Consider the following 18,665-nt stretch of genomic DNA (forward strand, 5'->3'; position numbering starts at 1 on the left):
AACACGCTGTTTTGAGCGATTGAGTCTGTTCAGACCGCGCAGAAACAGGATAGTTGTGAAAAAAAATCGAATCGGGATTTTCTTCCTGTGCTCCGTTATGTTTTAGCCACAACACTCATGGTTCCCAATAGGGGAAAAAACACCCGGTTAAACCACTCTAAGCTGTTAACCCGCCATTGCAAGTAGCTTAACAGTATTTTTGCCCGGTAATATGCGGCTGACAGATGCCACTTCAGGGGGCAAAATCACATATCAAACGCTGCAATATGGCCTGATATTTTGTCGGCGTTTGAATTGCCGCAGTAACCAACTTGCAGGATTGTGCATATGAAGTGCCGCTAATCAGATATTCCCAATTTTTCGCAAAAGGCTCCGTCCCCTTCCCGGCTACAGAATAGGCTTCAAGCTGGGAATGCGCTTCTGCCCACGCCTGTTGAACCTGCCACTGGCGCATAAAACCGTGGCTCAGTGACTGGTAATAATTCAGGAGCCCCAGAATGGAAACTGACAAGAGCAACATGGCGATCAGCGCTTCTGTGAGGCTGAAACCTTGCTGTGCTGAGCAGCTTTCATTCATTGCAGGCCTGCGCATCAGTCTCAGGACAAAAATCCAGCCATCCTTGTTTTAGTGGCGAAAAAATCAGATCTCCGCCAACCTGCTTTTTACTACTGACTTGCTGATACTGTACAACGGGTTCATTGTCTTGAGTTAACCGGCCTTCACCACGGACCAGAAAGATATCCTCCCGAAAGGCAGGGCGGACACAGGCCCGGCCACTTCCTGAAATAATGATCCCAACCGCCACCTCCCGGCACTGCCAGTAGGGATCATGGCTGTCGCTCCATGATTGTCCTATGCCCCACGCCAATGCCGAAGCTGCATTTTCCCAGGCAACATTATAGCGATGCTGATTTGACGTCAGCGAAAGCCCGGCGGAAAGTTGCTGTTGCAGCGAATTAAGGACAATCAAGCCTAATCCCATCATCACCAGAATACTCAGGATCATGGCGCTCCCACGTTGTCTGAGTGACTCGCTTCTTTTGACTACGCTTGTCATAAAACATGGCCTGCAATCATCTCGTTAACCTGACGGTGGATAAAAGGATCTTTGCTCCAGCGGGCTTCCAGTTGCAGAGAATACAGACGGCCGGAGGCACTTTCTGCCACCTGCGTAATCGTAAATCGGGTCACGTTAACTTCAGCCGGATCAAGGAGTTTTTCCCAGCCAGAACTCCCGCAGTCATCTGTTCCGCGCTGGATTTCAATCCCCCCCCTGTCGTAAACGATAACCAAAGTATTCAGATTCCGGTGAGCTGGCTTTATCCCATATTCCGTTACGGTTCAGGTCATAGATAACAATGATGCAGGAGCCAGGCGCTTCGCCGGCAGCGTTACTTATGATAAAAGATTTGCCCTCACAGTTTCCGTTACAAAAACCGGCCCGACGGATATCTTTGCCGATAGCAGAAATACTCTGGCGCAACAGTTGTTCCAGCTGATAATGCCGGCCCAGACTCTGGCTTCTCTGGCGCATAAGCGGATAGATTTGTGCGGCACTGAGCATCAGCATGCTGCCAATACCCATCGCAATCATAACTTCGGGCAGCGTGAATCCCTGACAACGGGATGTGTTCACTGACATAGCCCGATACCCAGTAAAGGCTGAGTTTCACTACACATACGCAACCGCCCTCTGACGGAGAGAACGATTCGCACACTCCCTGCTGGATTTCTCAGCGTGATATGCCCGGCAAGTGCCGCATTCCGCAGGCCGTAAAAGCCCATATTTTTTTCAGGAACGTCGGCTAATTCAATGCCAGCTTCATGAAGGGCGAATATTTTACCCGCCGCATTACGGCAATCAGAGGGGCGGATGCCGGTTCCCACACACCCGTTTTCGCCGGAAATCCCCCATAAAACAGCAGAACGATTGTAATTATTGGCTTCGGCCTGGACTCCGTATAAATACAAACGCAGTTGCTGAGCCGATTGTTCAAGCTTCAATGCCTGCTGGTAACTGCGCCAGCTGTGGATTCCCCATAACGTACACATGGCAATCAGAGCCACAACAACCATCATTTCGATCAGCGACATTCCCTGCTCTCCTGCCCGCTCAAATGTTTTCATACCGCCAAAATAAGCGTGTAGATTTTTATCGCCACCGGCAAAGTCATTTTTTCCAGGATGTCTTCAGAGCAATCGGTGCAATAAAATACACGCGGCAAAAAATTTGCGTGATATCTCGCAGGGATAACATCAGGATAAAAATCGGAGTGGGAATCGTCAGGGAAAGGTGTAAAAAATGCAGCAAGAAACGTGAGAAGGGATAAATTACCGCCTGACCAGGCTGTCAGGCGGCACACCACAAAAAATCAGATCGCCACAGGCGCTTTGATTGCAGGATGTGGATCGTACCCTTCAATCTCGAAATCTTCGAAGTTGTAATCAAACAGGGAGGCCGGTTTGCGCTTAATCACCAGTTTTGGCAATGCACGAGGCTCACGCGTCAGCTGCAGATGTGTCTGTTCCATATGGTTGCTGTACAGATGCGTATCGCCACCGGTCCAGACAAAGTTACCGACTTCCAGATCACACTGCTGTGCCATCATATGCACCAGCAGCGCGTAGCTGGCGATGTTAAACGGCAGACCCAGGAAGATGTCGCATGAACGCTGATACAGCTGGCAAGAGAGTTTCCCGTCGGCCACATAGAACTGAAAGAAAGCGTGGCAAGGTGCCAGCGCCATCTGATCCAGCTCACCGACATTCCATGCCGACACAATAATGCGGCGTGAATCCGGATCTTTTTTTAGCTGTTCAACCACATTTGTCAACTGGTCGATTTGCCTGCCGTCAGCCGCGCCCCAGGCACGCCATTGCTTGCCATAAACCGGACCGAGGTCACCCTTTTCGTCTGCCCACTCGTCCCAGATGCTGACATTATTTTCACGCAGGTAGGCAATATTCGTTTCGCCTTTCAGAAACCATAGAAGTTCATGAATGATGGAGCGTAAATGACAACGTTTGGTGGTGACCAGCGGAAAACCTTCCTGCAAGTTGAAACGCATCTGATGGCCAAAAATCGACAACGTGCCCGTACCGGTACGGTCGGCTTTAGGGGTGCCCTCATCGAGCACTTTCTGCATTAAATCCAGATACTGTTTCATGTTACCTCACGACAATTGTTTCTGCGGACGGCGATATGCCCAGACCATCATAATCAGGCCAATGACCACCATAGGAATGGACAGAACCTGCCCCATGCTGATGATTCCATCGAACAGGCCTAGCTGGGCATCCGGCTGACGATAGTGTTCAACGATGATGCGGAATAAGCCATATCCGATCAGGAACAAACCTGATACGGCGCCCATCGGGCGTGATTTTCGGATGAACACATTCAGAATAATAAACAGTACAACGCCTTCAAGCAGCAGTTCGTACAGTTGGGAAGGATGACGCGGCAATACGCCATACTGATTCAGCAATGGCTGCCATTTAGGGTCAGCCGCAGCAATCGCGATGTCTTCCTGACGTGAGCCCGGGAACAGCATCGCCCAGGGTACATCTGTGGTCACACGCCCCCACAGTTCGCCATTGATGAAGTTACCCAAACGACCTGCGCCAAGTCCAAACGGGATCAGCGGAGCGATAAAGTCGGAAACCTGGAAGAAGTTGCGTTTGGTACGACGGGCAAAAATCAGCATGACCACGATCACGCCAATCAGGCCGCCGTGGAAAGACATGCCGCCATCCCAGACTTTGAAAAGATAAAGCGGATTATCGAGGAATAAAGGCAGGTTATAGAAGAAAACGTACCCGATACGGCCACCGAGGAATACCCCCAGGAAACCGGCGTACAGCAAGTTTTCGACTTCATCTTTTGTCCAGCCGCTGCCTGGCTTATTGGCACGGCGTACCGCCAGCCACATCGCGAAGACAAAACCGACCAGGTACATCAGTCCGTACCAGTGCAGAGATACCGGTCCGATTGAGAAAATTACCGGATCAAACTGGGGAAACGCCAGATAGCTGTTGCTCATCTATCACCACAAATTGTTTATCATTATTGCCCGTTCAGGGGCCAGCAGGGAGCGAATAGTAGCATAGCCGGAAGGTTTTCCGGGGCTAAGCTGCTGGAAAAGTTCTGTAAAAAATCATCTCATCCAGCGCCGTGAGGCGAGCAGGATGAGGGTAACCTGGGGCAAAGCGTGGTATCCGGCGCTTATTTACCCCCGCGGATCAGGCCGCCCAGACCGCGTCTTTCCATAAAAGCAGCCGTCATATGACGCACGTCCGTCGTGAAATGCGCCTGTAACACCCGGCTGGCCAGTTCCTGGGCATCATGGAGTTCAATACGGCGAAGCAGATATTTTACACGGGCAACGCTGCGTCCGTTCATGCTGAGATTGCGAAAACCCATACCGGTAAGCAGTAATGCGCCCATCGGGTCACCCGCCATCTCGCCACATAAGCTGACATCCAGCCCGGCAGCCTCAGCGGTGGTAACAATTTGTTTGAGCACCCGCAGCATCGCCGGATGCAGGCTGTCATAAAGCCCTGCAACACGGGTATTGTTACGATCAACAGCCAGCAGATATTGCGTCAGGTCGTTGGTGCCGACGGAAATAAACTCCACTCTCCCGGCCAGTGCAGGCAGCATAAAGACCATCGACGGCACTTCTATCATCACGCCCAAACGCGCGCGCGGCAGTTCATAACCCAGTTGTTCTTCCACTTCACGTCCGGCGCGATCGATTAAGCGACGGGCCTCATCAATTTCTTCCAGGCTGGTGACCATTGGCAGAAGAATGCCAAGATTTCCGGTTGCGGCATTCGCACGCAACATCGCACGGACCTGGATCAGGAAAATTTCAGGCTGATCGAGGGTAATTCGAATCCCGCGCCAACCCAGACAAGGATTTTCCTCGCTGATCGGCATATAAGGCAATTGCTTATCAGAGCCGATATCCAGCGTTCGCAGGGTCACGGGTTTTTGCGGAAACAGCTGTAACATGCCCTGATATTGCGCGACCTGCTCTTCCTCAGAAGGGAAACCGCTTTGCAACATGAACGGAATTTCGGTGCGATAAAGCCCAACGCCGTCAACGCGACTGCCAAACAATTTTTCATGATCTGCGCTCAGACCGGCATTCAGCATCACTTTCACCCGTTCGCCGCTTTTCAGCGCTGCGGGTTGCTCAACGTCATCTTCAGCCTTCTGACTCAGCTCCATTTCTTCGCTAATCAAACGCTTGTATTCTGTGACCAGTACGGCTTCCGGATCAATGAGCAACTCACCACGGTAGCCGTCAACGATCAGTTGTCTCTGGCTGAGCAGTGCAGGCTGTATATCAGCGCCCATAATGGTCGGCACGCCCATTGCGCGAACCAAAATCGCCGCATGTGAGTTAGCTGCACCATCGCGAACCACAACGCCTGCCAGACGGTCTTGCGGCATTTCAGCCAGCAAAGTGGCTGTCAGTTCATCTGCAACCAGAATAAAACGTTCTGGCCACTGCGTGTTGCCCTGGATCGTATCATCAAGATGAAACACCAGCCGCTGCCCCAGCGCCCGTAAGTCACTGCCACGCTCACGCAGATAGGTATCCTGCAAGCTGGAAAACTGCGCCGCAAATTCTTCGACAACCTTTTTGACGGCCCACTCCGCCACTGCACCCTGATCTATCTGGGCGAACAGTTCGCGTTTGAGACGGGCATCATTAAGAAGGTGAGAATAGAGGTCAAAAATCGCCGCGCTTTCTTTCTGCGCACTCGCCGCGAAACGTTTACTGAAGCGACGGAACTCCGCACCGGCGTCTTCCAGAGCGCGGGTCAGGCGCTCGCGTTCACGCACAGTATCAAGCGTAGACGCCATATAAACGTGGTCGAGCGAAGGCTGAGAGCTGTCCTGCCAGCCAACACCGATGGCCACGCCTGGAGATGCGGCAAGCGCACGAACGCGCGTCTGGCGAAAGCGTCCGTAAAGCACATTAAGCTGTGCCTGAGAAAGGATCGCCGCCAGTTGGGTGGCAAGCGTGACCATAAACGACTCTTCACTTTCGTCGAACTGCCGGTGTTCGCGTTGCTGGATAACCAGCACACCCAGCAACTGACGACGATGAATGATCGGCACACCCAGGAAGGATCGGAAAAGATCTTCTTTTACGGCAGGAATATATTTGAAGCTTGGATGGCTCTGCGCATCGGCAAGGTTGATGGGCTCGGCCAGACGCCCTACCAGACCGACAATACCCTGATCAAAAGCCAGCGTAATAGTCCGACCACGAGGTTTTTTCAAACCTCGCGTCGCCATCAGATAATAACAACGACGGTCATTGTCAGCGAGATAGACGGAACACACTTCCGTGTCCATCGCCAGGCAGGTTTCGTTGACCAGTACGTCCAGCGCATCATTGAGGCTGGACGCCATTGCTACCTTTTCAACAATTTCTCGCAAACGCGTGAGCATCTCTTCGTGACTTAGCCTCTTTTACGACGATAAGCGGGCGATATCCTGGGAAGGGAGACTTCCTGCATCGGCATAATAGTAGTGGAAAACTCTTTCATTACGCGACGATAAACATCGCGTTTAAATGACACCACCTGACGAACCGGATACCAGAAACTGACCCAACGCCAGCCATCAAATTCAGGCGTACTGCTACGCTGCATATTGATATCAGCATCGTTACACATCAGTTGCAGCAAGAACCATTTTTGCTTTTGGCCGATACAAACCGGCTTTGTGTCCCAACGCACCAAACGTTTCGGCAATTTATAACGTAACCAGTTACGGGTTGAAGCCAGAATACGTACATCTTTACGGCCAAGCCCCACTTCCTCAAACAGCTCGCGGTACATGGCCTGCTCAGCGGTTTCACCAGGGTTTATCCCCCCTTGTGGAAACTGCCAGGAGTGCTGGCCGTATCGTCTGGCCCACAATACCTGACCCTGCTTGTCACAAATTACAATACCAACATTCGGGCGGTAGCCATCATCATCGATCACCGGACTACCTCAATCGCTTAAACTCATAGATGTTCTGATTGTTTCATACTACCAACAGGCGGTAAACCACTGGTTAATGCCGATCCGCATGAATAAAAATGGGATAACTCACAGTTATACGCAAAGTTATAAACAGATTTTTGGAATCACCCGCGATTTTATGCACTTTTTCTGTGGATAGGTATGTGAAGAACTTCAGAGTAAGCGGGGTAAAACTCTTCTTAACTTATTTTTAGCGGGAAAATATATTCATATTAAATCATTTTAAAACAGTATATTACCAATAATAAATGGAGTTATCCCATGCTTAAAAATGAGAGTTATCTCACACCTGAAAGTGATCTGGTGAAAGATCCACCAATGTCGTTTTTATCCACAGCGATCGTCTAAAAGTTGACGCTATCCCGCCAAAAAATGGATAAAACCCGGGCCGTCAAGCCTGTAAATCGAACCAGTGCTCTCATTCAGACAGGGTTATCCAAGAAATCTGTGGATAAGTAGGTGGAAGATCCTGTTCATTGTCGCCTTCAACAGGTGATCAACCTCAGCGGCGATGCACTCAATACGCCAGAAACCTCAAAAAAAACTAAGGCAAATCATGCTATTATTTCATTGATCCACAGGAACAACTTTTTATTCACTGTGCATGACAAAAGCAGTACGAAATTTAATCTATCGAGTGAGCATTGTTTTTTATGTCTATTCCTTTCCCTGCCGCCCGGCCCCCGCTCAATGAACAGGAACTGTTGTTGCGCGCGCAATCGCTGGCGGGTCATACATTGGGTGAACTCGCCGCCCGGGCCGGACTGCCCATCCCTGAGAATCTTAAACGGGAGAAAGGCTGGGTTGGTATGTTGGTTGAGGTGTATCTCGGTGCGGTAGCAGGAAGCAAAGCCGAGCAGGATTTTGCTGACATTGGCATTGAGCTCAAAACAATCCCGGTTGATTCCCGGGGCAGGCCGCTGGAAACCACCTTTGTGTGCGTTGCCCCGTTAACCGGCAACAGCGGCGTGACCTGGGAAAATAGTCACGTGCGCCATAAACTGGCCCGGGTTTTGTGGATACCGGTCGAAGGTGAGCGCCAGATCCCCCTGGCCGGGCGCCACATCGGAGCACCTTTATTATGGCAACCCTCTGAGGAAGAAGATGAGCAACTGCGTCAGGACTGGGAGGAACTGATGGATTTGATCGTGCTGGGTAAAGTCGAAAGCATCACAGCACGCCATGGCGAATATCTGCAAATTCGCCCCAAAGCCGCCAACAGCAAAGCGCTGACGGAAGCGATCGGGGAATTAGGGCAACCCATTTTGACACTGCCGCGCGGCTTCTATTTGAAAAAGCGTTTTACCGCAGCGCTTCTGGCCCGTCATTTTCAGCTTTAACCGATACCATTCCACGCGGTCTGCGGGATAGTTTGCTACGCTAAATATCACTATCTTCGGTACAACAAAAAGGAACGTTAACGATGATGAAAAAAACTTTAATGGCAGCCGGTGCTGCGCTTGTGGTGCTGAGCCTCGCAGGTTGTGCCAGCGACTATGTGATCTCAACCAAAGACGGCAATATGATCCTCACTGATGGTAAACCTAAGCTGGATAAATCTACCGGACTGCTGAGTTACACCGATGAACAAGGTAACGATCGCCAGATCAATAATGACAACGTCAGCCAGGTGATGAAGCGTTAAGCAAAACGCCTCTTAACCCGTTAAAGAGCCAGTTATCAGGACTGGCTCTTTGTTATTTTATCCACCGCCCGCATCGTTCTTCCCGCACACACTGCCACTTCCCCCATCTGCCAGCCTTGTATATAGTCAGTTAAGGCGCTTTTTCTAACAGGCTGACATTCTCAGATATAAAGGAAGACCGGCAATGCAATATCACCGTATACCCCACAGTTCTTTAGAAGTGAGCTTACTGGGACTTGGCACCATGACTTTTGGTGAACAAAACAGCGAAGCCGACGCCCACCAGCAACTCGATTACGCCGTTGCGGCGGGTATCAACCTGATTGATACCGCAGAGATGTATCCCGTTCCGCCGCGTCCTGAAACTCAGGGGCTGACGGAAACCTATATCGGTAGCTGGCTGAAAGCCCGTGGCAATCGTGAAAAGATCGTTCTGGCGAGTAAAGTCTCCGGCCCTTCCCGGGGTAGTGACAACGCCATTCGCCCGGATCAGATGCTGGATCGCAAAAATATCCGCGCGGCACTGGATGCCAGTCTGAAACGTCTGAACACCGATTATCTCGATCTTTATCAAATTCACTGGCCTCAGCGCCAGACCAATTTCTTTGGCAAACTGAGCTATCAGTACACCGAAGAACAGTCTCCGGTGACTTTGCTGGAAACGCTGGAAGCGCTGAATGAACAGGTTCGCGCCGGTAAAATCCGCTATATCGGTGTTTCTAACGAAACGCCGTGGGGCGTGATGCGTTACCTGCAACTGGCTGAAAAACACGATCTGCCGCGTATTGTGTCGATTCAAAACCCGTACAGTTTGCTGAACCGCAGCTTTGAAATCGGTTTATCAGAAATCAGTCAGCACGAAGGGGTTGAACTGCTGGCCTACTCCAGCCTGGCGTTTGGCACACTGAGTGGCAAATACCTTAACGGTGCGAAACCGGCCGGGGCACGTAATACGCTGTTCAGCCGTTTCACCCGCTACTCTTCACCGCAGGCTGAAGCGGCGATTGCCGAATATGTCGCGCTGGCGAAGAAACGTAACCTGGATCCTTCGCAGATGGCGCTGGCCTTTGTGCGCCAGCAACCGTTTGTGGCCAGCACACTGCTGGGCGCAACCACGCTCGAACAGCTGAAGATCAACATCGACAGTCAGGATCTGACGCTCGATGAGGAGATCCTTGCTGATCTGGAAAATATCCACAAACGCTTCACTATTCCTGCGCCGTAAACCCTGGTCGCAGGCAGTAAAAAAGGGCGCTCAGCGCCCTTTTCTTTTTTCACCTGCCCGGTCACGCCAGGCGGCGTTTCTGCATATTCTTCCAGATCCACAACCCGGCTATCGCCAGTGCGAATACCACACCGAATCCGATGCCAATCGCCACCACTGGCGCGCCAACCATCACCACCAGCGAATACAAACCGAGCATCAGCAGCATGGCGGTGTTTTCACCCAGGTTCTGCACTGCAATCGCATTACCGGCACCAACGGAAATTTTACCGCGATGCTGCAAGAGTGCATTCAGCGGCACCACAAAGAAGCCGCCCAGAATCCCCACCACCACCAGCACAATGTAAGCACTCAGCATGCTGGTTTGCAGTGCGAAGACCACCACGGCGATACCGATAGCGACGCCTGCAGGCAGGCAGCGTTTCACGGTATCCAGACGGATTAATTTCGCCGCCGCGCCCGCACCCAACACAATCCCGACCGCCACCATCGCATTCAGCAACGTAGGGGTTTTGTTATCGGTGATGCCCAGCGCCACTGGCACCCACAGCACCAGCAGGAAACGCAGCGTCACGCCCGCGCCCCAGAACAGGCTGGTACCGACCAGCGAGAAGCGGGTTTCGCCATCCTGCCATAATGTTTTGCAGGCAGAGAAAAAAGTCCGGCTCATTTTTGCCGGATTCCATGACTGTCCCGGACGCGCAGGACTCAGCTTCGGAATAAACCAGTTTGCGACCACCGCCGCACCATACGCCAGCACGCAGATACCCAGCGCCGCCAGAATGCTCCAGTCAGCCAGCGCGCCACCGGCCACAGAACCCAGCAGAATCGCGGCAATGGTAGAGGCTTCCATCAGGCCATTGGCTTTCACCAACTGTTCACCACTGGCGATCTCGCCCAGAATGCCGTATTTGGCTGGCGAATACGCCGCTGCGCCAATACCGACCAATGTATAACCGAGGAACGGATTCAGTCCGGCGCAAATCACCGCCGCGCCTGCCAGTTTGAGCAGGTTGGCGACCATCATCACGCGGCCTTTGGAGAAACTGTCGGCAAACTGCCCGACAAACGGCGCGAGGATAATATAGGTCGCCACAAACGCCATTTGTAAAACAGGCTGACTCCAGTCGGGGTAAAGTTGCTGTTTGATCAGCGCCAGCGCGGCGAACAGCAGCGCATTGTCACCGAAAGCCGACAGGAACTGCGCCACGATCACCGCAATCATACTTTTTGACATCAGCGGCGATGCCGCCTTTACTGGCTGGATCATGCCTCAGTCTCCGGGTTTTCTGCCATCTGACGCAGGGTGACAAAATCGGGTTTACCGCTGCCGAGCAACGGTAACGCTTTAACGACACGAATATCACGCGGCACCGCCAGTTCCGGCAGCCCGAGTTCACGGGCGGCCTTGCTCAGTGCATCACGACGTAATTCAGGATCGGTGGTAAACAGCACCAGGGCCTCGCCTTTGCTGGCATCGCTGCGGGACGTCGCCGCATGCTGTTTATCCGGTGAAGCGTTGATCGCCAGTTGTTCGACGCTTTCCAGCGAGACCATTTCCCCCGCCAGTTTGGCAAAACGTTTCACGCGGCCCCGGATGGTGCAGAAACCTTTTTCATCCAGCGTGACGATATCGCCGGTGTCATACCAGCCCGCCTGCATTTCACCTGCGGCATTTTCAGCCTGCGGTGTTTCCAGCACACCCGGATTTTCAACGCGCAGGTAACCTTTCATGATGTTAGGCCCGCGCAGTTGCAGACGACCGCCCTCTTCAATGCCCGGCACGGTAATCAGACGTGACTCCATGCCCGGCAAAATCTTACCGACGGTATTCACTTTGGTCGCCATCGGTACGTTGATTGCAACCACCGGTGCGCACTCGGTCACCCCGTAGCCTTCCAGAATGCGGATACCGAATTTGTTCTGCCAGATTTCTTTGGTGCCTTCCGCCAGTTTCTCCGCTCCGGCGACCACATACCGCAACCGTGCAAAATCATACGGATGCGCAAAGCGGGCGTAATTGCCGAGGAACGTTGAGGTGCCAAACAATACGGTACAGTTCTGGTCATACACCAGTTCCGGCACAATGCGGTAATGCAGCGGGCTCGGATACAGGAAAACCCGCGCGCCGGTGATCAGCGGCGTCAGCAATCCGACCGTCAGGCCAAAGGCGTGGAACAGCGGCAGCGACGACATAAACCGGTCGCGCGGCGTGAAGTCAGCAACAGTGCGGATTTGCTCGACGTTAGCCAGCAGGCTGGCGTGCGAATGCACCACACCTTTCGGGTTACCTTCAGAACCGGAGGTGAACAGTACCAGTGCTGCGTCATCGGGCTTTTGCGGCAACATCGCGCGGCGAGGAAAGATCAGATGGAACAGGATCCACAGCTTATCCTGTGTGGTCACCGTGTCTTTCAAATCTTCCAGATAAACCCAGTTCGCCTCAGGTACATTCTCCGGCAGATGCGTCAGCTTGCCTTTTTCAAGGAACTGGCGGGAGGTAATAATGGTGTTGATCTGCGCCGCTTTCATGGCGCTTTGCAACCCTTTTGCACCCGCTGTGTAGTTGAGCAGCGCCGGAATACGGTTACGCATTGACGCGCCAAACAGCGCAGCCGCCATGATCGTCGCATTGGGTAACAGCATCCCCACATGTTCACCTTCGCGGGTAAAACGTTGCAAAATGCGACTCACGCCCAGGCATTTTTTCAGCAGGCCCTGATAGGTATCTTCTTTGAATGCGATATCAGCGATACAGGGTTTGCGACGGCCATAACGGGTTTGTGCGGATAATAATGCCTGATACAAGGTTTCCGGCTTGCGGGTATCCATACGCGCCTGCATCATAATTTTATGCAGTTGCTCACCGGCGAGAACACGGCGGTCGCGCGAGCGCGGCGCGTCCGGCATCGCAATGGTGGTCGGCGGTAAGAGGCTGATGGTAATTTTCGGGAACCAGCGGATTTTAAAGCTGCCGAACAACCGGCCAAACGGCGTGTATTCCGCGCCATCAATGCGCACCGGCATGACGGTCGCCTGTGACTTCGCCGCCACAAAGGCCGCACCGTCGTAAATCTTCATTAAAGAACCGGTAACCGTAATACGCCCTTCCGGAAATACAACCACCGGACGCCCTTTTTCCACTTCGCGGATCAGATGCTTAATCGCCATCGGTTTGGTCGGATCCAGCGGCATAAAATCCACATACGGTTTCAGCCAGCGCATAAACCAGCTGTCGGTGATGTCGGAATACACCGCAAAGACCGGTTTTATCGGCAGGAAAAGCGCCAGCAGCATGCCATCAATAAACGAGACATGATTCGGCGTGAGGATTAAACGCGGGTAATCATATTTATTGTTCGCCGGGGTCACGCTGACCCTGAACATCAGGCGGAAAAGCCACCTGAAAGTAGCGAAAAGAAAGTAATACATGTTGGCCATCTCCTTATGTGTCATCCCTGATCTTGAAGAAAAGGTTGGGGAAACAGCATACTATAAGCCGCTGAAAAATGACGACAGTCAGAGAGAGTTTAGGAGGGAACTGATCGGCGTGCCGGAGCTGAGGCAAAAAAAAACCTACGCATCCGCGTAGGTTGGTGCAAATTTAATCGGTATCAACATGCAGAGCACGTTGATGATTCACCAATCAATACCTCTGGGACGTTCAATTTAGCTGGTTTAGGAGAATCACCGCCAGCAGGCAATCGAAACATAATCCCGCAAAATGTAACCAGTGGTGAAAATAGGCCCGATTTATCATAAATCAGGCTAACTGTTTAAAAACCACCTTAAATACTTTGGACCTCGACTAAACAACTCATGGCATTTGGACCCTGCGTCAGGCGCGACGTACCGATATCCAGCGTCAGCACATTCGGATTCCCCGCCTGCTCCGTTTCCTGCCACTGGCCGCCAAAGCCCGGATCAAACCAGGCGCCGGTGGACATCAGCACCACGCCACGCGTAATGCCGTCGTTAAGCGAAACACCCGCCAGACAACTGCCGCGTGCGTTGTGCACTTTCACCCGGTCGCCGTCCTTAAGCTGACGGCTGAGGGCATCTTCCGGATGCATGAACAGAGTTTCCTTACCGGCGGTTTTGTTCGACTGCGCCAGCGGCGACTGATCAAGCTGGCTGTGCAGACGATCTTTGGGCTGAATGGAAATCAGGTGCAATGGCCACTGTCTGGCACTTTCCGCGCCCAGCCATTCTACCGGCGGCTGCCATTCCGGATGCGGTGCGAAATCTTCATAGCCGTAACCGGCGATGGTTTCGGAGAACAGTTCGATTTTGCCACTGTGTGTCCCCAGCGGATTAGCGCGCGGACTTTTGCGGAACTCCTCGAAGAATACGTAATCTTTTTCCGGTACCGGCAGTTCAACAAAACCGCGCTCCCAGAAGGTTTCAAAATCAGGCCATTCCACACCCGTGCCTTTTTGCGCTTCGCCGCACTGACGGTAAATATGGCGCAGCCACTGATCCTCATTACGCCCCTGAGTGAACTGCTCGCGGTAACCGAGACGGTCGGCAATATCCGCGAAAATATCAAAATCATTGCGCGCCTGATGTTGCGGCGCAACGGCCTGATGCATCGCCAGCACGAAGCGGTCACGCGATGAACCGCCGATATCGTTACGTTCCAGCGATGTTGTCGCAGGCAGCACGATATCGGCCATCTGCGCGGCCGGCGTCCAGACGTTATCCTGCACAATCACGGTATCCGGCTTCTGCCAGCCTTCGACCAGACGGTTAAGCTGCTGATGATGGTGGAACGGATTCCCCCCCGCCCAGTGCACCAGATGAATATCGGGATAATGCAGCGTCTCGCCCTGAAATTCATACGGCTGGCCCGGATTGAGCAACATATCGCTGATGCGCGCCACCGGGATCGACAAACCAGACGGATTCGGCCCGGCACTGACGGCAGGCCCCGGCGTGTCATAACGCGGATTACCCACGCTGTTCATCGAGCCGTGACCGAATGAGAAACCACCGCCCGGCAAACCGACCTGCCCGAGCATGGCAGAAAGGGCGATCATCATCCAGTAAGGCTGCTCGCCACGGTGAGCACGCTGTACGGAGTACGAACAGGTAATAAAGCTGCGCACACCGATCAGGTCATCCGCCAGACGCGCAATACGTTCAGCCGGCACGCCGGTTATAGCGCTCGCCCAGTCAGGCGTTTTCGGTGTGCCGTCCGTGTCGCCGCGCAGATACGCGGCAAGTTGCGGATAACCCACGCAATGGCTGGCAAGGAACGCCTCATCCTGCGCTTCTTTACGCTGAATTTCATACGCAACGGCCATCATCAGCGCCGCATCGGTGTTCGGGCGGATCGGGATCCACTCGGCATTAACGAATTCCGGACAATCGTCGCGCATCGGGCTGATATTGATGACGCGGGTGCCTTTTTTCGCCAGCTGTTCCAGCGCCGGTTTCAGGGTATGTTCCACTGCACCGCCGGAAGCGACCTGCGCATTTTTCAGCGCCAGGCCGCCAAACGCGACCAGAATGTCAGCATGTTCGACCACACTTGGCCATGAAGTAACGCGTCCGGTCAGCGGCGTAAAAGTACCGATAACATACGGCAGGAAAAATTGCGCCGAGCCCCAGCTGTAATTGCCCTGCTGATCAACCCCGCCGCCGCCGGTGAAATAAAAACGACGCACCAGAGAACGGGCGTGGTGTAAACGCCCTGCGGATGACCAGCCATAAGAACCGTTAAAGATACCGGCAGCACCGTAACGGTCGCGCACGCGTTTATTCTCTTCGGCCACCAGATCCAGCGCCAGATCCCAGTCCACTTCGACAAAATCCTCACGGCCACGCAGCGAGCGATCGCTGTTTTCGCGGTGTTTCAGCCACGAACGGCGCACTGCCGGTTTACGGATACGCTTGTCGGAATAAACCAGCGGCGCAATGGAATCCAGCAAAGGGGAAGGATCGGCATCCGCCTGATAAGGTTCACAACGGATCAACCGGCCATCTTCTACCACGGCAATATACGCGCCCCAGTGGGCCAGTTGCGGATAGCGTTTTATCGACATATTTTCTATTTTTCTCAGCGCAGATAAGTGACTTTAAAAATACCATTCACTGCGCTGATAACTCAAAGCACAAATGTGGATAAACAGAAAAGGGGATGTGCTCCCCATTATTCATCGTTTGAGACGGGATGACCGTTTCAGGCCTGTGGCTGAGCGATCACAGGCGGTAGCCAGCTGTTGTAGCCGAAAGCACGGCGGCCGATGACGATCAACATCAATCCTAATATCAGTGCAAAAATCAGAATGATGGCGATAATTTGCAACGGCATAAAGCTGCCTGCCAACGCTGTCACCGCCAGACCGCTAACGGGTACCGAACACATATTCATCAGGCCAATAAGCCCCATGGTTTTCCCCAGATGTTTCTGCGGGATAATCTGGCTGCGTAAGGTGCGCAGGTAGACGCTGAATGCACCATCAAAAGCCATCAGTAATGCGTAACCGGCCAGATACATCGCATAATCGAGTGAAAGCGACATCAGGGCACCTGACAATATCATGCCGCAAAATGACAGGGTCCCCAGCGTGGAAAGCCCAAAACGTTTGGCAATTCGCGGCACAAAGAAAAACGTAATGATGGTGACCAGCGCTGCCGAGGTCTGTAATACCCCGAAGTAACTCTCAGGCAGATGAAACTCTTTGAGGATCACCGCAGCACTCACCACCAGCGCCGCACCGTATACCAGATTCACTACCCAGGTCAGCGCACACAGATGCAGCAGGATTTTATTCTGCTTAAGCACCTGAATCGCCGTAATGTTGGATTGCACAATGGACCGCAGACTCATCTTTTCTGCAATTTCCACGTCATGAGTTTCGAGGAACAGATAGTTAATAGCAGACACAGCAAACAGCACGGCTGCACAGGCTAAAATCGCCCCGACGCCACCATAAACGGAAATTGCCACTGCCAGCGCCGGGCCGAGAACCTGCGTGGTCTGGTCGACACCCTGTAACATTGAATGGGCTTTCGGCAGAGCCTCTGCGGGGATATGGCGCGGTAACAGCGCCTCAGTGGCGACAAAGTTCAGAACATAGGCCACCGACAGCAGCGCCATCATGACCGCCAGCACCGGGAATGTGGCGCCGGGATGAAAGGTCAGGGTCAGGAAAGCGACCACCATTAACACACAGCGTCCGGCTTCCACGTTAAAGAAGATAAAGCGGGGCTTGATACGGTCAGCCAGAAAACCTGACAGCGGGAAAAACAGAATGCGCGGCAACCACTCAATCACGAATGCCAGCGAGGAAAAGGTGAGAGAACCGGTCGCTTTTAAAATCGCCAGCGGCACGGCAAACAGCAAAAACTGATCGCACAGTGACCCGGCAAAGCGGGAAAAGACGAAACGTTTTAATCCAAAACGATCACTGTTCATATCATTGCTTTCCTTAAAGGAGTTCAGGAGCCACCACAAATGAGGTGGCTCGGGGGATATCAGACCTGACGAAGGGTAAACAGCGATCGGGCGTATTGATCGGCAATCGTTAAGTGCTCGTCAAAACCCTGTTCTGCGGCACGCTGTGGCCAGAAATACTCGATAGAACCTTCACGGGTTTTCCACGACACCAGCTTTTTCGACAGATCCAGCGGCTTAGCGGTAACCTGCATATTCACCACATGCGCCGGCAGGCTGGCGGGCAATGTGATTTTCTCAATCACACCCACGTCGGCTTTAATAAAAGCAACGGCGCTCAGGCCGCGAGGTTTGAGAGTATCCGGCAGCGGTTTAAGTTTGTTCAGATGGCTGAGTACGTGTAGTTCATACGGGTTGATACCGTAGGTTCTTTCCACCAAATCCATTATGGTGTCGCCCCCTGTGCGCGCGCCCACTTCGATGATTTTGATTTCACCGGCAGGCGTAATACGTGCTTCAAAGTGCGCCACCCCGTAACGGATTCCCAGTGCATGACAGGCCCGTTCAGCTATGTCACGCAGTGATTGATTGTCACTGTGCAGCGACGGCATGCTGTGGCCGACTTCAACAAAATTCGGCTCTTCACCCAGATATTTGTCCGTAACTGCTATTGCCCGGTGATAGTCGCCCTGATTGATCACCTCAACGCTGACTTCCTGCCACGCCGGAATATATTCCTCGATCTGGAACAAGTCTTCCGGCGCAAAGGATTCACCATTGAGTGAAATCACATCGGTAACGCAACGGGCGAACACTTCTTCGATTTCCTGTTCGTGAGTGATTTTCAATACACCCAGACTCCCCGCCAGTTCACGCGGTTTAATCACCACCGGCAGACCGAACTCTGCAATCAATGTTTTCAGTTCGTTGAGCGTACGGAACGCAGCGAAGCGAGGCACCGGCAGGCCGGCGGCTTGCAGGATCTGCTTCATCACAAATTTGTCACGGCAGTGGGTGATCGTTTGGCAATCATTTCCGTAAAGCTGGTAATGCTCAGTCAGAAGGCTGGCGGCGCGCACGGTAAAATCATTCATCGGGATAACCGCCGCAGGAGTTTCACCGGTTTCCTGTTGATGGGCCTGTACGGCACGTAGCACAGCCTCTGCATCGGCCACATCTCCCGGTATAAAGCCGTCGAAAAATTTGATTGTCGGCGAGGTGCGATTTTTTGCCATCGTCAGTACCCGCATTCCGCCTGAAGCACGTAAAGCCCCCGCCAGCACACGCTCACGCAAAGCAAACTCACCGCCCAGAATCAAAATATAGGTGTTGTTCATAA

The 18,665-nt window shown here is 52.9% G+C and carries 17 protein-coding genes; 3 read left to right on the plus strand and 14 right to left on the minus strand.

Going from position 1 to position 18,665, the window contains the following annotated elements; translation table 11 throughout:
• Window positions 1-232 precede the first annotated feature (232 nt).
• The 9 genes from J1781_RS07870 to rppH all read right to left on the minus strand — a co-directional run bounded on the left by J1781_RS07870 (window position 233) and on the right by rppH (window position 7,012).
• Window positions 233-577: a prepilin-type N-terminal cleavage/methylation domain-containing protein gene (locus J1781_RS07870; RefSeq protein WP_129992051.1), complete on the minus strand. Its 345-nt coding sequence runs from the start codon at window positions 575-577 to the stop codon at window positions 233-235.
• Entirely contained in the window at window positions 570-1,058 is a 489-nt protein-coding gene (locus J1781_RS07875; RefSeq protein WP_238483489.1) for a YgdB family protein, read from the minus strand. The genes J1781_RS07870 and J1781_RS07875 overlap by 8 nt, the downstream gene beginning before the upstream one ends.
• On the minus strand, window positions 1,055-1,192 hold the full coding sequence (locus J1781_RS26135; protein WP_238483490.1) for a hypothetical protein: 138 nt from the start codon (window positions 1,190-1,192) through the stop codon (window positions 1,055-1,057). Before J1781_RS26135 ends, J1781_RS07875 begins: the two co-directional genes overlap by 4 nt.
• Window positions 1,193-1,262: 70 nt before the next feature.
• Window positions 1,263-1,643 carry a prepilin peptidase-dependent protein gene (locus J1781_RS26140; RefSeq protein ID WP_238483491.1) on the minus strand — a complete coding sequence of 127 codons (381 nt, stop codon included), beginning with the start codon at window positions 1,641-1,643 and terminating at the stop codon, window positions 1,263-1,265.
• Window positions 1,634-2,128 (minus strand): prepilin peptidase-dependent protein, encoded by a 495-nt coding sequence (locus J1781_RS07885; RefSeq protein ID WP_274388853.1) that lies wholly within the window; start codon window positions 2,126-2,128, stop codon window positions 1,634-1,636. Before J1781_RS07885 ends, J1781_RS26140 begins: the two co-directional genes overlap by 10 nt.
• A gap of 245 nt (window positions 2,129-2,373) precedes the next feature.
• Window positions 2,374-3,168 (minus strand): thymidylate synthase, encoded by a 795-nt coding sequence (gene thyA / locus J1781_RS07890; protein WP_217233416.1) that lies wholly within the window; start codon window positions 3,166-3,168, stop codon window positions 2,374-2,376.
• A gap of 6 nt (window positions 3,169-3,174) precedes the next feature.
• Window positions 3,175-4,044, minus strand: a complete 870-nt coding sequence (lgt, locus tag J1781_RS07895; RefSeq protein ID WP_129954950.1) for a prolipoprotein diacylglyceryl transferase — start codon at window positions 4,042-4,044, stop codon at window positions 3,175-3,177.
• A 182-nt stretch (window positions 4,045-4,226) separates the two neighbouring features.
• Window positions 4,227-6,473 (minus strand): phosphoenolpyruvate--protein phosphotransferase, encoded by a 2,247-nt coding sequence (gene ptsP / locus J1781_RS07900; protein WP_129954949.1) that lies wholly within the window; start codon window positions 6,471-6,473, stop codon window positions 4,227-4,229.
• 11 nt (window positions 6,474-6,484) lie between these two features.
• Entirely contained in the window at window positions 6,485-7,012 is a 528-nt protein-coding gene (rppH, locus tag J1781_RS07905) for an RNA pyrophosphohydrolase (protein WP_129954948.1), read from the minus strand.
• A gap of 695 nt (window positions 7,013-7,707) precedes the next feature.
• Here rppH and mutH point away from each other — a divergent pair.
• The 3 genes from mutH (at window position 7,708) to J1781_RS07920 (ending at window position 9,924) form a co-directional block, all read left to right on the plus strand.
• Window positions 7,708-8,394, plus strand: a complete 687-nt coding sequence (mutH, locus tag J1781_RS07910; protein ID WP_129954947.1) for a DNA mismatch repair endonuclease MutH — start codon at window positions 7,708-7,710, stop codon at window positions 8,392-8,394.
• Window positions 8,395-8,480: 86 nt separating this feature from the next.
• The gene (locus J1781_RS07915) at window positions 8,481-8,699 is read left to right on the plus strand and encodes a YgdI/YgdR family lipoprotein (RefSeq protein ID WP_015689428.1); all 219 of its coding nucleotides are present in this window, start codon (window positions 8,481-8,483) and stop codon (window positions 8,697-8,699) included.
• Window positions 8,700-8,883: 184 nt separating this feature from the next.
• A complete protein-coding gene (locus tag J1781_RS07920) occupies window positions 8,884-9,924 on the plus strand; it encodes an NADP(H)-dependent aldo-keto reductase (protein WP_129954946.1) in 1,041 nt (346 codons plus the stop codon).
• Between the two features lie 61 nt (window positions 9,925-9,985).
• On the opposite strand, the gene lplT is transcribed toward J1781_RS07920, so the two are convergent.
• From lplT to J1781_RS07945, 5 genes are all read right to left on the minus strand, one after another.
• The gene (gene lplT / locus J1781_RS07925; RefSeq protein WP_129954945.1) at window positions 9,986-11,194 is read right to left on the minus strand and encodes a lysophospholipid transporter LplT; all 1,209 of its coding nucleotides are present in this window, start codon (window positions 11,192-11,194) and stop codon (window positions 9,986-9,988) included.
• Window positions 11,191-13,356 (minus strand): bifunctional acyl-ACP--phospholipid O-acyltransferase/long-chain-fatty-acid--ACP ligase, encoded by a 2,166-nt coding sequence (gene aas, locus J1781_RS07930; protein ID WP_217219337.1) that lies wholly within the window; start codon window positions 13,354-13,356, stop codon window positions 11,191-11,193. Before aas ends, lplT begins: the two co-directional genes overlap by 4 nt.
• A gap of 356 nt (window positions 13,357-13,712) precedes the next feature.
• Window positions 13,713-15,971 carry a molybdopterin guanine dinucleotide-containing S/N-oxide reductase gene (locus tag J1781_RS07935; protein ID WP_217233417.1) on the minus strand — a complete coding sequence of 753 codons (2,259 nt, stop codon included), beginning with the start codon at window positions 15,969-15,971 and terminating at the stop codon, window positions 13,713-13,715.
• A gap of 137 nt (window positions 15,972-16,108) precedes the next feature.
• Window positions 16,109-17,347 carry an MFS transporter gene (locus J1781_RS07940; protein ID WP_129954941.1) on the minus strand — a complete coding sequence of 413 codons (1,239 nt, stop codon included), beginning with the start codon at window positions 17,345-17,347 and terminating at the stop codon, window positions 16,109-16,111.
• Window positions 17,348-17,406: 59 nt separating this feature from the next.
• A complete protein-coding gene (locus tag J1781_RS07945) occupies window positions 17,407-18,663 on the minus strand; it encodes an ATP-grasp domain-containing protein (protein ID WP_129954940.1) in 1,257 nt (418 codons plus the stop codon).
• Window positions 18,664-18,665: the final 2 nt, after the last annotated feature.

This window comes from Rahnella perminowiae (assembly GCF_019049695.1).
Taxonomy (GTDB): Bacteria; Pseudomonadota; Gammaproteobacteria; order Enterobacterales; family Enterobacteriaceae; genus Rahnella; species Rahnella perminowiae.

What these genes read in the sequence shown, in the direction of transcription:
- J1781_RS07870 (WP_129992051.1), bottom strand. Translation starts at nt 577, where the DNA reads ATGAATGAAAGCTGCTCAGCACAGCAAGGTTTCAGCCTCACAGAAGCG.
- J1781_RS07875 (WP_238483489.1), bottom strand. Translation starts at nt 1,058, where the DNA reads ATGACAAGCGTAGTCAAAAGAAGCGAGTCACTCAGACAACGTGGGAGC.
- J1781_RS26140 (WP_238483491.1), bottom strand. Translation starts at nt 1,643, where the DNA reads ATGTCAGTGAACACATCCCGTTGTCAGGGATTCACGCTGCCCGAAGTT.
- J1781_RS07885 (WP_274388853.1), bottom strand. Translation starts at nt 2,128, where the DNA reads ATGAAAACATTTGAGCGGGCAGGAGAGCAGGGAATGTCGCTGATCGAA.
- thyA (WP_217233416.1), bottom strand. Translation starts at nt 3,168, where the DNA reads ATGAAACAGTATCTGGATTTAATGCAGAAAGTGCTCGATGAGGGCACC.
- lgt (WP_129954950.1), bottom strand. Translation starts at nt 4,044, where the DNA reads ATGAGCAACAGCTATCTGGCGTTTCCCCAGTTTGATCCGGTAATTTTC.
- ptsP (WP_129954949.1), bottom strand. Translation starts at nt 6,473, where the DNA reads ATGCTCACGCGTTTGCGAGAAATTGTTGAAAAGGTAGCAATGGCGTCC.
- mutH (WP_129954947.1), top strand. Translation starts at nt 7,708, where the DNA reads ATGTCTATTCCTTTCCCTGCCGCCCGGCCCCCGCTCAATGAACAGGAA.
- J1781_RS07915 (WP_015689428.1), top strand. Translation starts at nt 8,481, where the DNA reads ATGAAAAAAACTTTAATGGCAGCCGGTGCTGCGCTTGTGGTGCTGAGC.
- J1781_RS07920 (WP_129954946.1), top strand. Translation starts at nt 8,884, where the DNA reads ATGCAATATCACCGTATACCCCACAGTTCTTTAGAAGTGAGCTTACTG.
- lplT (WP_129954945.1), bottom strand. Translation starts at nt 11,194, where the DNA reads ATGATCCAGCCAGTAAAGGCGGCATCGCCGCTGATGTCAAAAAGTATG.
- aas (WP_217219337.1), bottom strand. Translation starts at nt 13,356, where the DNA reads ATGTATTACTTTCTTTTCGCTACTTTCAGGTGGCTTTTCCGCCTGATG.
- J1781_RS07935 (WP_217233417.1), bottom strand. Translation starts at nt 15,971, where the DNA reads ATGTCGATAAAACGCTATCCGCAACTGGCCCACTGGGGCGCGTATATT.
- J1781_RS07940 (WP_129954941.1), bottom strand. Translation starts at nt 17,347, where the DNA reads ATGAACAGTGATCGTTTTGGATTAAAACGTTTCGTCTTTTCCCGCTTT.
- J1781_RS07945 (WP_129954940.1), bottom strand. Translation starts at nt 18,663, where the DNA reads ATGAACAACACCTATATTTTGATTCTGGGCGGTGAGTTTGCTTTGCGT.